The sequence below is a fragment of the Parvibaculum sp. genome (genome assembly GCF_002684405.1).
In the GTDB taxonomy this organism is placed as follows: Bacteria; Pseudomonadota; Alphaproteobacteria; order Parvibaculales; family Parvibaculaceae; genus Parvibaculum.
The window spans coordinates 1-14606 of record NZ_NYVD01000105.1 but is presented as its reverse complement, the minus strand read 5'-3'; the positions used below and the strand labels follow the sequence as shown (position 1 = coordinate 14606).

At 61.1% G+C, this 14606-nt stretch carries 17 protein-coding genes; 12 read left to right on the top strand and 5 right to left on the bottom strand.

What is annotated here, in order from left to right:
- The 8 genes from CMI59_RS09595 to CMI59_RS09560 all read left to right on the top strand — a co-directional run.
- A partial coding sequence (locus CMI59_RS09595; protein WP_293327762.1) for a hypothetical protein occupies window positions 1-190 on the top strand: 190 nt, incomplete at its 5' end.
- Window positions 177-950 carry a P-type conjugative transfer protein TrbJ gene (gene trbJ / locus CMI59_RS09590; protein ID WP_293327759.1) on the top strand — a complete coding sequence of 258 codons (774 nt, stop codon included), beginning with the start codon at window positions 177-179 and terminating at the stop codon, window positions 948-950. The genes CMI59_RS09595 and trbJ, both read left to right, overlap by 14 nt.
- A 29-nt stretch (window positions 951-979) precedes the next feature.
- On the top strand, window positions 980-1261 hold the full coding sequence (trbK-alt, locus tag CMI59_RS09585) for a putative entry exclusion protein TrbK-alt (protein ID WP_293327757.1): 282 nt from the start codon (window positions 980-982) through the stop codon (window positions 1259-1261).
- A gap of 6 nt (window positions 1262-1267) precedes the next feature.
- Window positions 1268-2620: a P-type conjugative transfer protein TrbL gene (gene trbL / locus CMI59_RS09580; RefSeq protein ID WP_293327754.1), complete on the top strand. Its 1353-nt coding sequence runs from the start codon at window positions 1268-1270 to the stop codon at window positions 2618-2620.
- Complete coding sequence (trbF, locus tag CMI59_RS09575) at window positions 2617-3306, top strand: conjugal transfer protein TrbF (protein ID WP_293327750.1); 690 nt, start codon at window positions 2617-2619, stop codon at window positions 3304-3306. The genes trbL and trbF overlap by 4 nt, the downstream gene beginning before the upstream one ends.
- Complete coding sequence (trbG, locus tag CMI59_RS09570; RefSeq protein ID WP_293327748.1) at window positions 3303-4358, top strand: P-type conjugative transfer protein TrbG; 1056 nt, start codon at window positions 3303-3305, stop codon at window positions 4356-4358. The genes trbF and trbG overlap by 4 nt, the downstream gene beginning before the upstream one ends.
- The gene (locus tag CMI59_RS09565) at window positions 4355-5524 is read left to right on the top strand and encodes a TrbI/VirB10 family protein (protein WP_293327746.1); all 1170 of its coding nucleotides are present in this window, start codon (window positions 4355-4357) and stop codon (window positions 5522-5524) included. The genes trbG and CMI59_RS09565 overlap by 4 nt, the downstream gene beginning before the upstream one ends.
- A gap of 3 nt (window positions 5525-5527) precedes the next feature.
- Window positions 5528-5761: a DUF2274 domain-containing protein gene (locus CMI59_RS09560; RefSeq protein WP_293327743.1), complete on the top strand. Its 234-nt coding sequence runs from the start codon at window positions 5528-5530 to the stop codon at window positions 5759-5761.
- On the opposite strand, the gene CMI59_RS09555 is transcribed toward CMI59_RS09560, so the two are convergent.
- A complete protein-coding gene (locus CMI59_RS09555; RefSeq protein ID WP_293327741.1) occupies window positions 5703-6698 on the bottom strand; it encodes a LysR family transcriptional regulator in 996 nt (331 codons plus the stop codon). The genes CMI59_RS09560 and CMI59_RS09555 overlap by 59 nt on opposite strands.
- A 7-nt stretch (window positions 6699-6705) precedes the next feature.
- Window positions 6706-7965, bottom strand: a complete 1260-nt coding sequence (locus CMI59_RS09550; RefSeq protein WP_293327738.1) for an MFS transporter — start codon at window positions 7963-7965, stop codon at window positions 6706-6708.
- Window positions 7966-8143: 178 nt separating this feature from the next.
- Between CMI59_RS09550 and CMI59_RS09545 the strand changes: the two genes are divergently transcribed.
- Window positions 8144-9094, top strand: coding sequence for a LysR family transcriptional regulator (locus CMI59_RS09545; RefSeq protein WP_293327736.1), 951 nt, complete (start codon window positions 8144-8146; stop codon window positions 9092-9094).
- A 99-nt stretch (window positions 9095-9193) separates the two neighbouring features.
- Here the strand turns inward: CMI59_RS09545 and CMI59_RS09540 are convergent, their stop codons facing one another.
- From CMI59_RS09540 to CMI59_RS09530, 3 genes are all read right to left on the bottom strand, one after another.
- Complete coding sequence (locus CMI59_RS09540) at window positions 9194-9949, bottom strand: MBL fold metallo-hydrolase (RefSeq protein WP_293327733.1); 756 nt, start codon at window positions 9947-9949, stop codon at window positions 9194-9196.
- Between the two features lie 37 nt (window positions 9950-9986).
- The gene (locus CMI59_RS09535; RefSeq protein ID WP_293327730.1) at window positions 9987-10385 is read right to left on the bottom strand and encodes a hypothetical protein; all 399 of its coding nucleotides are present in this window, start codon (window positions 10383-10385) and stop codon (window positions 9987-9989) included.
- Window positions 10386-10474: 89 nt separating this feature from the next.
- Window positions 10475-10879: a DUF998 domain-containing protein gene (locus CMI59_RS09530; protein ID WP_293327727.1), complete on the bottom strand. Its 405-nt coding sequence runs from the start codon at window positions 10877-10879 to the stop codon at window positions 10475-10477.
- Window positions 10880-11983: 1104 nt separating this feature from the next.
- Between CMI59_RS09530 and CMI59_RS09525 the strand changes: the two genes are divergently transcribed.
- The 3 genes from CMI59_RS09525 to CMI59_RS09515 are packed head-to-tail and all read left to right on the top strand — an operon-like array spanning window position 11984 to window position 14424.
- Window positions 11984-12307, top strand: coding sequence for a type II toxin-antitoxin system HigB family toxin (locus CMI59_RS09525; protein WP_293327724.1), 324 nt, complete (start codon window positions 11984-11986; stop codon window positions 12305-12307).
- Window positions 12297-12677 carry a transcriptional regulator gene (locus CMI59_RS09520; RefSeq protein WP_293327721.1) on the top strand — a complete coding sequence of 127 codons (381 nt, stop codon included), beginning with the start codon at window positions 12297-12299 and terminating at the stop codon, window positions 12675-12677. Before CMI59_RS09525 ends, CMI59_RS09520 begins: the two co-directional genes overlap by 11 nt.
- A 13-nt stretch (window positions 12678-12690) precedes the next feature.
- Entirely contained in the window at window positions 12691-14424 is a 1734-nt protein-coding gene (locus CMI59_RS09515; protein WP_293327718.1) for a recombinase family protein, read from the top strand.
- The last annotated feature ends 182 nt before the right edge of the window (window positions 14425-14606 follow it).

Genomic DNA, 14606 nt, shown 5'->3' with positions numbered 1-14606 from the left:
GGCGCTCTGCGCCACCTCCGCCAAGACCGATCAGACTGCCATCGCCCGCATCCTCTCCGAACATGGCCGCACAGACTTCCTCGCCGGCTGGCTGCGCGAGCGCGGCGCCGACTGGGCAGCCGACCTCATTCCCGACCTCAGCAATCTCATTCCCCAAGCCGAAGAGGAGACTCACCATGAAGACACGTAAACCCCGTACGCAGGCGGTCCGCTTTGCCGCCGCGCTCATCGCTGCACCGGTCGCGGTGCCGCCGATGGTGCTGGCGCCGCCAGCCTCGGCGGCATGGATCGTCTATGACCCCACCAACTATGCGCAGAACGTCCTGCAGGCGGCGCGCGCCCTCGAGCAGATCAACAACCAGATCACCTCGTTGCAGAACCAGGCGCAGATGCTCATCAACCAGGCCCGCAACCTCGCGAGCCTGCCGCATTCCTCGTTGCAGCAACTCCAGCAGGCGGTTGGCCGCACGCAATCCCTTCTGCAGCAGGCCCAGAACATCGCCTTCGACGTTCAGCAGATCGACCAGGCCTTCCAGCAGAAATACGCCAATATCGACCTGAGCGCTTCCGAGCAGCAACTCGTCGCCGATGCCCGCTCACGCTGGGAAAACACTGTTGGCGGCCTGCAGGACGCCATGCGCGTCCAGGCCGGGGTCGTCGGCAATATCGAAACCAACCGCGCCCAGATGGAAGCGCTGGTCGATCGAAGCCAGGGCGCCTCCGGCGCCCTGCAGGCGACCCAGGCCGGCAATCAGCTCCTCGCACTCCAAGCCCAGCAATTATCCGACCTCACGGCCGTCATTGCAGCCAATGGCCGCGCCCAAGCGCTGACCGACGCCGAACGCGCTGCCGCGGCCGAACAGGGACGTGTGCAGCGCGGGCGCTTCCTGACGCCCGGCAGCGGTTACCAGCCCGGCAACGCGCAGATGTTCAACAGAGGTGGCAACTGACACGGCCGACGGCCGGAAAGGAGGCAGCGATGGAGGGGAAGACGCTGGCGCGGATCGGGGCAATCGTCTTCGTCGCCTTTGCCATGACGGCGACAGTGATCGAGTTGACGCGGGAAGACGAACCCGCACGACCGGCACCCGCGCCAGCGTTTGCGCCCTCCGTCGATCCGTTGCGGGCGGAACAGCGCCGCTGCCAGCAACTCGGTGAGGCGGCCGTTCGCGACGCCGAGTGCCTCGCGGTCTGGGCCGAGGCCCGCGACCGTTTCCTTGGCCGTGTACCGTCCGGCACCGCATCCCGAGACGAGGAATAAAGTTCAATGGGCGGCACCGGCGTCATCGACAATTTCCTGGGGGTCTTCACCAGCTATATCGACAGCGGTTTCGGTCTGCTCGGCGGGGAGGTCGCCTTCATCGCCACCACGTTGATCGTCATCGACGTGACGCTCGCCGCGCTCTTCTGGTCCTGGGGCGCCGACGACGACATCGTCGCACGGCTCGTCAAGAAGACGCTCTTCGTCGGCGTCTTTGCCTATATCATCGGCAACTGGAACAATCTCGCCCGCATCGTCTTCGAGAGCTTCGCCGGACTTGGCCTGATGGCCTCGGGCACCGGCTTCACCGCGGCCGATCTGATGCGGCCAGGCCGTGTCGCCCAGACCGGGCTCGATGCGGCGCGGCCACTGCTCGAATCCATTTCGGACCTGATGGGCTGGGTCGCCTTCTTCGAGAACTTCATCCAGATCGCGTGCCTGCTCTTCGCCTGGGCGCTGGTTCTGCTCGCTTTCTTCATCCTGTCGATCCAGCTCTTCATCACCCTGATCGAGTTCAAGCTGACGACGCTCGCCGGCTTCGTCCTCATCCCCTTCGGCCTCTTCGGCAAGACCGCCTTCATGGCCGAGCGGGTGCTCGGCAACGTGATCTCGTCCGGAATCAAGGTGCTGGTGCTGGCCGTCATCATCGGCATCGGCTCGACGCTGTTCTCGCAGTTCACCGCCGGCTTCGGCGGCGTTACCCCCACAATCGATGAGGCGATGGCCGTGGTGCTCGCGGCACTGTCACTGCTCGGCCTCGGCATCTTCGGGCCGGGTATCGCCAACGGCATCGTCTCCGGCGGCCCGCAGCTTGGAGCGGGCGCCGCCGTCGGTACCGGGCTTGCCGTGGGTGGCGCTGCCCTGGCTGGCGCCGGTGCTGCAGGTCTCGCCGCCAGAGGTGGCGGCATGGCGCTCTCCGGTACGGCGGCCGCCGCGCGCGGCGGTGCCGCTGCCGCAGGTGGAGCGGCAACGGCCTACAGCCTCGGATCGACCGGTCAGTCCGGCGCCGCCGGCGTCGCCTCCGGTCTCGGTGTGGTGGCGAGCACAGGCGCGAGGGCCGCCACATCGCCATTGCGGAGTGCCGCGTCAAAGGCGTCCGGCAGCATGAAACAGAGTTTCCAGTCGGGCGCCCGGTCGGCGTTCGAGACCACAGGAGGAAGCCTGGGCGGCGCCGCCAGCACAGCCGGATCCACTGTAGCTCCATCCGCACCAACGGACGGTGCGCCTGACTGGGCGAAGCGCATGAAGCGCTCGCAGCGTCTCTCTCACGGCGTCCAGGCCGCCGCGCATGCGGTGCGTTCAGGCGACAGCCACGGCGGCGCCAGTTCTGTCAATCTTTCTGAGGGGAATCGCTCATGAGCTTCTTCAAACGATCCACCACCCACTACGGCAAAACCCCTGAACCAGAGACGCCATACCAACGCGCGGCCCAGGTCTGGGACGAGCGCATCGGCTCGGCCCGCGTGCAGGCCCGCAACTGGCGTCTGATGGCGTTCGGCTGCCTGATCTTGTCCGGCGGCTTCGCAAGCGCCCTGGTCTGGCAGTCCACGACCGGCAATGTCGTGCCGTGGGTCGTCGAGGTCGACAATCTCGGCGAGGCGCATACCGTCGGACCGGCGGACGCCAGCTTCGAGCCGAGCGATCCGCAGATCGCCTTCCATTTGGCGCGCTTCATCGAGCAGGTGCGCGCGATCCCGGCCGACGCGATCATCGTGCGCCAGAACTGGCTGCGCGCTTACGAGTTCACCACCGATCGCGGCGCGTTGGCGCTCAACGACTATGCCCGCGCCAACGATCCGTTCACACGGGTCGGGCGTCAGCAGATCGCGGTGGAGGTTTCCAGCGTCATTCGCGCTTCGCCGAACTCCTTCCGCGTCGCCTGGACGGAGCGCCACTACGAGAACGGTCAGCTGTCCACGACAGAGAGATGGACCGCAATCCTGACCATCGTCATCCAGCCGCCGCGCGACGCCGAAAGGCTACGCGCCAACCCGCTCGGGATCTACGTCAACGCCATCAACTGGTCGCGGGAGATGGGCCAATGAGCGTAGTTATCCGCAGACCCGCGTTCCCGGTTTTCCGTAAATCCGCAACCATGCTTGCACTGATTTCCGCGTCGGCGCTTGCCGGATGCGCCACCTATCGTCCGCCGGAGATCAATTACGACGACAGCGTGCCGCCGCTGCCGAGAGTCGAACGGCCCGCGGCCGAGGAACGGCCGCGACCGCTTCACACGCCGCCGGCCTGGACGGTCGCGCGAGGTGGACAGGCATCGCCCACACCGACGGGACAGGTCGAGAATGCCAATGTGGCCGCCCGGGTCGAGCCTCGCCGGGAAGGCTACTACAATGCGATCCAGATCTACCCCTGGAGCGAGGGGGCGCTGTATCAAGTCTATGCCGCACCGGGCCAGATCACCAACATCGCACTCGAGCCGGGCGAGACATTGACCGGGGCCGGCCCGATCGCGGCGGGTGATACCGCCCGCTGGATCATCGGCGATACGGAGAGCGGTTCGGGAATGTCGCGCCGCGTCCATATCCTTGTCAAGCCGACGCGGCCCGACATCGTCACCAATCTCGTCATCACCACAGACCGGCGCACCTACATGATCGAGCTGCGATCGCGCGACGATCCTTACATGCCCGCCGTCGCCTGGGCCTATCCGCAGCCTCCGGCCCCGCAACGCGCAACGCCTACATCACCGAGGATCCCAATCGCGTCGGCCCGCCACTACCGGTACGGACTACAGGGCGACAGCCCGCCTTGGCGTCCGGTCTCGGTCTTCGACGATGGAAGACGTGTCTATATCGTCTTCCCCGCCGGAATCGTGCAGGGCGAGATGCCGCCGGTGTTCGTCCTTGGCTCGGATGGCGAGCCGGAAATCGTCAATAGCCGCATCTACCGAAACATCCTGATCGTGGACCGCATCTTCGCGGCGGCCGAGCTACGGCTTGGCAGCGGCGATCGCCAGCAGATGGTCAGGGTCGTACGTACCGATGGGGTGAGGAGCGGTCCCCGTGAGGGGATGAGAAGCTCCGGTGGAGCTTCTCATGTGAGGAACGCCCGGAGCCCAAGCGGAGGGCAAGGAACATGAGCGACATCGACAACGACAGAGAGGACAATGTACCGCTCGACGCGCCGGCTGCCGACACGGCTAAACCCATGCGGCTCCGGGGAAGCCCGCCGCGCGTCACGCGGCTCTCGCGCCGGGTCCTCGCGAGCCTCGGTCTGGTCGGAGCGCTCGGTGTCGGTGGCGCCCTGATCTACGCGCTTCAGACATCCGACAATGGAGCTGGCAGCGACGAACTTTATTCGACCGAGAACCGTAATACCGCCGATGGATTGAACGACCTGCCCAGCGACTACACTGGTCCGGTGCTTGGTCCCCCACTTCCCGGCGATCTCGGCCGTCCGATCCTCGATGCACGGGAGCGCGGACGGCCCGTCCCGCCGTCAGTGATCAACGCGCCCGGCGTTGATCCGGAGGAACAGCGCCGCTTGGCCGAGAAAGAAGCCGCGCGCACCAGCCGGCTATTCTTCCAGACCGCACCAGGCGCGACGCGGGAAACCTCGGCACCAAACCTTGCTGGGCTCAATCTCGACAATCAGCCGGGCGCTGCGCAGAACAACGATCTCGCCTTCCTCAACGCCCCGGTTGACCGGCGCACCATGGCGCTCGACCGCGTCATGCCACCGGCCTCGCCCTTTGTGCTGCAGGCCGGGTCCGTCATTCCGGCGGCGCTGATTACAGGCATCCGGTCGGACCTTCCCGGTCAGATCACCGCACAAGTCACCCAGCAGGTCTACGACAGTCCCACTGGCAGCATGGTGCTGATCCCGCAGGGCACGCGCATCATCGGTGAATACAGCAATGACGTGGGTTTCGGCGATCGCCGCGTGCTCCTCGTCTGGAACCGACTGATCTTCCCCAGCGGCCGCTCCATCGTTCTCGAACGCCAGCCCGGCGCCGACACGCAGGGCTATGCCGGGCTCGAGGATGGAGTCGACTACCACTGGTGGGATCTGGCCAAGGCCGCCGGCCTTTCGACGCTACTGGCTGTCGGGGCTGAACTCACCATGGATGACGATGAGCGCCTGATCCAGGCGATCCGCAATGGCGCGCAGGACACGATCAACGACGCCGGCCAGCAGATCGTCCAGCGCCAGTTACAGGTTGCTCCGACGCTGACAATCCGGCCCGGATTCCCGGTGCGTGTGATCGTCACGCGAGATCTCGTCCTCGAACCCTATGGAGGGTGAGCTATGACAAGCAAGCTGAAGCTCTCGTTCGTGCCGGACGACAAGCCCGTCAAGCTGAGTGTGGAGCCCCCGCCTGACGTTCACCGCGACCTGCTTGATTACGCCGCCGTGATGGCGCGTGAGACCGGACAGGCGGCACCGGACCCAGCGCGCTTGATCGCTCCTATGATTCAGCGATTCATGGCAACGGACCGGGCATTCGTCCGGCTACGGAAGGCTCGCTCCCGAGCCGAGTGAGCCCCTTGGCTTCTGGCGCCCAGTCGGAGGCGCCACGGCGGACGCGTCCGGCGAGCGTGTGCGCGACACTGATGAACCGGCGTAGCGCGGGATTGTCGTTCTGGTGAGACCAGACGGCGCTGAACGAAACGATGTCGGCCGGATCGATCAACGGACGCAGCACGAGATCTGGGAGTTTCACATTGATCCAGGCGGCGGATACCAAAGTGATTCCTTGCCCAAGACCGACGAGGTTCATCAACGTTTCTTGCCCTACGGCTTTATAGAGAACCTCCGGGTACGTGCCATGAACGGCGGCCCGACGAAAGATTTGTTCGTGTATTTCGGGTCCCGGCGCAAAACGGCTGACTATGAAACGTTCGTTTCGCAGATCAGGCCAGTCGAGTCGATGTTTGCCGGCCAGCATATGATCCTTCGGAATGGCGATGTAAGAACGCTCTTCCCAAAGCAATGCTATCTCGCAGTCCGTGACAGAGCGATTACCCGTGACAAACGCTATATCCAGACTGCGCTTTCTGATCGCGGAGACATGCTCATCCGGGCCGCCATCCTGAACGTCGATCAGTATATCGGGGTGTCGCATGGCATAGTACCGCAACATTTCCCGCAGAAAGCCGCCGGCAAGCGATGTAAGGATTCCAACACGAATGATGCCGAGCTCCGCCCGCCCAGCGGCGGCCGCAATCTTGCAGGCCAGCTCAAGTTGCTCAAGTGCCGGTCGCGCTTCATATAGCAGGCGTCGTCCTGCATCGGTTGGATGAGCACCGGACGTTCGTCGCTCGAACAGCGAGACGCCAAGCTCGTCCTCGAACTGCTGAACTGCGCGGCTGACGCTGGATTGCCGAACTCCCAGAGCGCCAGCGGCACGTCGAAAGCTACCGAAATCTGCAACGGCTAACACATATCTGAACTTGCCGAGACCGATGGGAGAGCGCACCGCCAGCTCAATTCCGACCGGGCCGCGTGATTGGGGTGTCTTTCTGCTTCTCCACCAGTCCGACTTTCCAGGTTGCTGCCCAGAACAGCAGCGCTAGAAGCGCAAGCACGGCTCCTAGAACACAATCACCGATCCACCCGAAAGAGTCATAGGTGAAAATGGCGAACGACGCGCCGAACACTCCCCCAAAGAAAAAAGCCACCATGTAGGCCGTGTTGAGTCGACTGCGTGCATCCGGGCGCAGAGCATAAATCGTTCGTTGATGGTTTATGTGGGCGCCTTGGAAAGCCATATCCAGCAACGCTATTCCGGAAACCAATGCAATGAGGGACCACGTTCCGAGTGCCAAAAGCCCCCAGCTCAAGAGCATTGCTATCAGCGCACCTGTCACGGTCAGCCTACCATGACCCTGGTCTCCCAGACGCCCGGCGAAGGGCGCTGCAAGCGCGCCAGCAACTCCGACAAGCCCAAAAAGTCCTATCACGGTCGTATCGTAGTGATATGGCGCACCCGCGAGAAGAAATGCACTCGGCGTCCATAGCACGGTAAACCCGGCCATCTGAATAAATGCGAGCGCCATGCGTTGCCGCAAAACCGGTTCTTCTGCGACAAGCGCCCAAGTTGAGCGAAGGAGCGCCGGGTAGCTTTCTCTTTCCGATGGTGGGTTGGGTGGCAGTTTCAGCCACAGCAGGATCGCGAGGATGAACATCGCGGCGGCAGCGCAGGCGAAAATAAGCCGAAAACCACCGAAGCCCGCGGCAATGCCGCTCGCCGTACGAGCGAGCAACACCCCAATCAAAAGACCGCTGGTGACGGTGCCGACCACGCGGCCCCGATTTTCTGGTGCGGCCATGGTCGCGGCAAGCGGGATCAGTATCTGCGCTGCCACCGACAGCAGGCTTAGCGAGAAAATCGCTACAGCCAATACCGGCAGATTTGGCGCAGCAGCGCACGCGATCGCAGCCAGCGCGGCTATCAGAAGCATGACCCCGACGAGCCGACGCCGTTCGAACAGATCTCCGAGGGGCACGACCAGAACCAGGCCGATCACATACCCAACCTGCGCGAAGGTAACGAGAAGGCCGGAAGCCACAGTAGAAGTGTGCAGGGTGTCTGCCACCAGACGCAGAAGCGGCTCGATATAGAACCTGTTGGCAACGGCGGCTCCCACTGTGACAGCCAACATAAGCACGAGTCCTCCGGACAACCCGGAACCCGTTTGCGCTTCAACTCCCTGTCGATGATCGGGCCTTGTCGTCGCACTCATTATTCATTCCTGCCTAAATCAGTTCAGTCGGCGATTGAGTCTGTCCTGCTGAGCCTTCGGGTTGTGCTCTGTCCGTTGTCGCGGCCCGCTCTCAAGTGTGGATTCTCTCTCATACTTTATTCTCAATACGCAATTTGCTACAAATGAATATGCGAGATTATCATTATGCGAGTCCAGCATGAACATTCCCGACCTGGAGGCATTCGTCGCGGTCGTCGAAACAGGTTCCATCATCGCCGCCTCGGCGCGCCTGAACTTGACTCAATCAGCGGTAACGCGTCGCGTACAAAACCTTGAAGACCGGCTTGGTTCGGAACTCCTCAATCGCCACTCGAAGCCGCTGAAGCCGACTTCGACAGGACGCGGCGTCTATGAGAATGCGCGACGGGTCTTGCACTCGATCGAGGAATTGAAGGCCGGAATTTCACCGGGCAGCGAGTTGCGCGGCGAGTTCCGCCTAGGCGTCATGCACTATCTCGCCGAAGCCGCACTCAGCGCGCCCATCGATGGTTTGCGAAATGCATTTCCAGAGCTTGCGGTCCAAGTGAGCGCAGGGTGGTCCCCGCGGCTGATAGAACAAGTCGCGCGCAGCGAGTTGGATGCTGCGGCAATCGTGCTTGAAGACGGTGCCGAATTACCCCAGGACTTGGAAGGCGAAGAACTCGGACCGCAACACTTTGTACTCGTTGCTGCATCGGGCCTGAATGTCCCTCGGCCCGCTCAAATCCAGGATCTTTCGCGGTTGCCCTGGGTGATGAACGAGTTGGGCTGCGGCTGTCGGGAATCCATACGGCGGCGCTTTGAACGTGCTCGGCTCCCGTTCCGGATCAGCGTCGAGGCAGCCAGCATGGAACTCAGACTTTCGCTGGCGGCGCGGGAACTGGGCATCACAATGGTCACCCCTGATGCTCTCGAGAAAAGTAGCTGGCTGGGCTTAGTCGAGCGCGTCGAAGCACCTGATTTCGAGCTGCGTCTAAACGCCTGGCTCGTATACCGGTCGCCGGCCGGCCGCTTGGAACGTCCGATCGGGCTGTTCAGGGATGCTTTACGGCAAGAATTATCGTGGCAGAATTCGGCAGAGGGTCGTGATGAGCTCAATGCCGAAAGTGCCGCTCACGAGCTTGACTGACGATAGCATGATACTGCGTTCGGCAAAGGCGAAGCTGCTCATCCGGTTGGTCGCCACCAAACACGGAGCTCAAGACGCCGTCGTTCCACAACTTCGGCCTTAGAGCAGGAATGAAATTGTCTCGCCGTCCTCTGGGATATGAAGCCGCTTGCTCGCCCTGACATCTGCCGAAAAATGCGCTTTGAGTGATGAGCGGCTGGTGGTCGCGTGATCTACCGAATCCAGATGTGTAGCAACTATCTGGGCCCCAGGAGCGATGGATAAGATCGTCTCGACCATATTCTCGTTCATAACCAGCGGTCCCACCCCCTTCCACTGAGCGCCGCAAGCGTGAACCACGATCACTTCGGGAGAAGAATCCTCTATTTCTTGAGATACTTCTTCACACAAGATTGTGTCGCCTGCCCAATACAATGTCGGTTCATCTGTCGCTTGGAAAAGAAAGCCGGAAACGTCTCCCATTTCCTCCAACACTTCATCCGGTCCATGCCGGCCGCCTGTCAGCTTGATTCGAACTGACCCAAGAATGACATCAGTTTCGACTGCTCTCACTTCTTGAAATCCATATGCCCGGATTGCCGACGCATCGCGAGCCGCGCACAGGATCGGAATTTTTCGCGGCAGCACCGACCTCGCATGAGAATCGAAATGGTCCGAATGCAAGTGGGAGATGACCACCGCGTCCACGTCTCCCACGATCTCTTGAGGTGGCAGGGGCAGATCCGACAAGGGTGACCGTTGGCGCCCAGCATAGCTCTTTCCCTCGCCTTTGGGCGCCAACCATGGGTCGATGAGCAATGTTTGATCGCTGAATCGCAGTCTCAGTGTTGCGTTCCGGATCAGTTGTATTTCCATAGTCTTGAAAACCTATTTCCTACCGCAAGTTACTCCGCTACCTGGCCAGCGCAACGCGTGCACTCCACGTCAGGGCCACGACGATCACCGCGCGAGCGACTACATTCCACAAGACCAGGGCGCTCTCACCGGACCACACCACCATCAGGCCGGCTGCGGCCGAGGTGACGTGGAACACGACCAGCACTGTGACGGCCTGGAGATCGGTCTCCCTTTGCCCCGATCGGATTGCAAGGACGCATAGGCAGGCTATGGCAAGCTCGGCCGCCGCGAGTAGATAGGCAAGTAGGTTTGCGGACGGAGTAATCGAAATGCCGACAATGGCGGGGATTGCACCCGGTGCAACCACCAGAACCACTGCAGCAGCACCGGCAGCGATACAGTTGATGAGAAGGAGAAGGCGCAGGATGCTTCTGGCAAAGGTTACGGTCGACATGGCTTATCTCTCAAACGAATTTGTAGGGAGCGATGTCACGTTTTCGCGTCGCCACACTGCATGCCGCGTGAGTGCGGGATACCCGTCGTTTACACAGTAATAATCGGCCGCGCCGCCAAAGCAATGCCGACAGTCCATGCGACGAGGGCAGCCGCAAAAATTCGGTTGGGAATGCCGACGGGCATGTCTGGCCCTGGCGCTGGCCCTTCCTTTCGCCAGCGGGCGGCCATGACGAGGTATGCGATCAGGCTCACCCAGACCACCACCAAGAGGCCAAGCGCCGATGAGCCAAGCCGGCCTTCACCGAAGGTGGCAATGCCGAGAAGGATCGATACCACCGGTAATCCGAGGACAAACAGCAGGCCAAACGCATTGTGCGATCGCGCATGAGTGGACAACCGATCGCGAGGTGCAAAGGCGGCGTCAGTCCCGAGGCGTTCGAAAGCGCCGCGGCGTGAGGCTGGGACTTGTCTGCCAATCCAGGGGCAGTCCAACGGCGCCGAAGACTATTAGTTGTCGTCGCCAGGCAATCTTCACCAGGCCGAGCTCGCAGCGCGGGCCAGCCGCATTCCTCGCGTCACAATGGTAGTCGGGTGCCGTGCGCCTCTGGGCAGCGTTGATACCTTGGTCAGCATATTGCCCTGATACCGAAGCGCTTCGTGGGGAATCGCCTCGCGAGGCAAGTAGGTGAGTTTCGCTCGAGAATATCGGTGATCATGCATTTGACCAAAACAGCGAGCAAAAACCGCTGCATATCCCCGCGGTCAAATTCACCTGCTTGGCAACTCCACTAACATCGGTCGGATTCTTCGCCGACCGTTTGGCATCGCCGGCTAATGCGATGACGTTTTCCGCGCCGCACGTTGGAGTGACAATTGGCGATGGCGTAAATTATTGTATTTAATCAAAAAAATGGCGCACCCATCAGGATTCGAACCTGAGACCTTCGCCTTCGGAGGGCGACGCTCTATCCAGCTGAGCTATGGGTTCTTACCGTGTCGCAACTGCTTACGCAGTGCTTACGTGAACTTTTCGCGAGTTGAAATACAAGAACGAGGGCCTCGCAAATCCTTGTTCTTGTTGTCTCTTTTCAGTTCCTCTTTGTCCTCCTGCCCCTTGACATCAGCCTTCGGAGGGCAACGCTTTGTTTGGCTGATCTATTGCTAGTAACTCGTCCCGCCGATTTGCACGCTACAGTCGCCGGTTGTTGCGCCTCGCCTAGGTTGGACTTTTCATGGTTGATTGAAAGCTCTCTCATGAACTCGTCGATTGTCGGCGGGATTCTGAGAGTGATGGCAGCCCAGCGAGAAAGGAAGGTTACGAAAGACCACAACTCCACGGGCAAGGTGGGGTCTGCCGACGCGCACCTTCCTTTGGACGAACCTGTGCTTCGTCTCGCTCGTCTGATCGGTCGCCAGATTGCGCGCGAGCAGTTCGAGCGTCAGAACTCTAGGGATCGGAAAGCCTTTCGGCAGAAGAGCGGCAAACCTACGTAGGCTGCATCACATACAGGCATTTGCCCCGGCGGCAGGATCGCCGCCGGGGCTTCGATATTTGACCTTGAGACCATAATGGTCCCGCGCTATAAAGAGGCTCAAATGAGGATCATTGCCCGCCGCACCTTACGGGAGTTTGTCGAAAGCCTCGCGGGGCAAAAGGATCAGGCGGCCGTGAAAGCCGCGCTCGATGCCTGGTTCGATGAAGTCAGCAAGACAGAGTGGGCGAATTCCGCCGATGTGAAGAGACACTACGCCACAGCAAGCATCGTCAACGCCGAGCGAATTGTCTTCAACATCAAGGGCAACGACTACCGCTTGGTGGCAGCCGTCGACTTCGAGAAGGGCATCGTCTGGATCAAGTGGATCGGCACCCACAAGGCATATGACAGGATAGACGTAGCTGAGGTGAGACATGGCGACTGAGCTGAGACCTATCCGCTCTGAAGCGGACTACAATGCGGCACTCGAAGAGGTCGAACGCCTTTGGGGCGCCAAGAGCGGCACACCGGAAGGTGATCGCCTCGACGTGCTCGCGACGCTGATAGAGGTCTATGAGGCGAAGCACTATCCGATGGATCCGCCCGATCCAATCGAGGCGATTCGGTTTCGGATGGAGCAGCAGGGGCTCACCCGCAAGGACCTCGAACCGATGATCGGTCCCCGCAACCGGGTCGCCGACGTTCTCAATCGCAAGCGTGGCTTGTCCATCGATATGATCCGGCATTTACATGAACAACTCGGGATTTCCGCCGAGGTGCTGATCCGGCCGAGCCGCTTCGATAAAGTTGCATGACCAGAGGATTCACATGATGCGCGTCGCGCTCTACGCTCGCTATTCCTCGGACAATCAGCGGGAGGCCTCAATCGAGGACCAGTTCCGTATCTGCCGAGAGCAGGCGAAGCGCGAGAAATGGAAGATTGTCGGCACCTACAAGGATGCCGGCATCTCCGGTGCGAGCATGATCTTGCGTCCGGGCATCCAGTCACTGCTGCAGGACGCCCAGGCCGGGCAATTCGACATGGTGCTGGCCGAAGCTCTGGATCGCATCTCCCGCGACCAGGCCGACGTCGCGACTTTCTTCAAGCATCTGAAGTTCGCCGGCGTACCGATCGTAACGCTGGCGGAAGGCGAGATCAGCGAGTTGCATGTCGGCCTGAAGGGCACGATGAATGCGTTGTTCCTCAAGGATCTCGCCGCCAAGACACATCGAGGCCTTCGTGGTCGCGTGGAGGAAGGCAAGTCCGGTGGCGGGCTCTGCTATGGCTACAAGGTCGTCAAGCAACTCGATGCCCGAGGAGAACCGATCCGAGGCGACCGGGAGATCGACGAGGCTGAGGCGAATATCATCCGTCGCGTCTTCCGCGAATTCGCATCAGGAATCGGTCCGCGAACGATCGCACGCACACTGAACGAAGAGGGTATACCGGGACCTAACGGCAAGGCGTGGGGAGACACCACGATCCGTGGCCATGTGAAGCGCGGAACAGGTCTCATAAATAACGAGCTCTATATCGGCCGCCTGATCTGGAACAGGCTGCGCTACATCAAGGACCCAAGCACCGGCAAGCGTGTCTCGCGCCTCAACCCGGAGAGTGACTGGCTGATCCGCGAGGTGCCCGAACTGCGGATTGTCGATGATGCGCTTTGGCAAGCGGTGCGCGATCGGCAGGCGGTGATCGCTGACAAATACGCGAACGTCACCGAGGCGGTCCGCAAGCACCACAAGAAGAACCAGCTCAATAGCAAGCGCCGGCCTCAGTCTCTGCTGTCCGGTCTGGTCTTCTGCGGCTGCTGTGGGGGTCCTTACTCGCTGCGCGGCGCTGGCCGCTTTGCCTGCTCGAACCACATCAGCAAAGGCACTTGTACCAACAGCCGCACTATTCCGCGCGAAGACCTGGAGAACCGCGTCCTCTCTGGCCTGAAGGACCGGATGATGGCGCCCGAAGTCGCTGCGGAAGCGATGCGAGCCTATGCCGAAGAGACGAACCGGCTGAACCGCGAGCGGCGTTCGAACGGAAATGCCTGGCAGGTGGAACTGACAAAGATCGAGAAGCAGATCGCCCAGATCGTCGAGGCCATTGCCGACGGCATGTACCATCCGTCGATGAAAGAGAAGATGACGGGACTGGAAGCCCGCAAGACCGAATTGACCGCGCTTTTGGCCGATGCGCCCGAAGACAAGCCGGACCTTCTTCCGACGGCCGCGACCATCTACGCGAAGAAAGTTGCGACGCTAACGAAGGCCTTGAATCGCCCCGCCGAACGTCAGGAAGCAGCCGAGACCTTACGGATGCTGATCGAGAAGATCGTGCTCACTCCAGGGCCGGAACGCGGCGAAATCTACGCGACACTGCATGGAGAATTGCGCACCATCCTCGAATGGACGGAACGGCAAAGCATTGGAAAGGCTGCAAAAAACAACACTCCCGGAGGGATTTCCTCGGGAGTGTCGGTATCAGTGGTTGCGGGGGCCCGCAACCGACGATACTTGCGGTTGACGGAACTGAAGATTCCAAGAATGCGAACAAGATTTGAGTAAGTTTACCGTTAGCGAAAGTCCCAAGCGACTAACTCGACGACGTCCCGTCAAGCGATAACATTTGGTCTCAGACGACCAGCTACGTAAGCGGTGTCGTTCTCCCACCTTTCGCATTTTGTAGTGATGGTTGATTTTGCTTCCCGTTGATTGGCGGGAAGGAGTTTCTCCATGGAGGCTACATT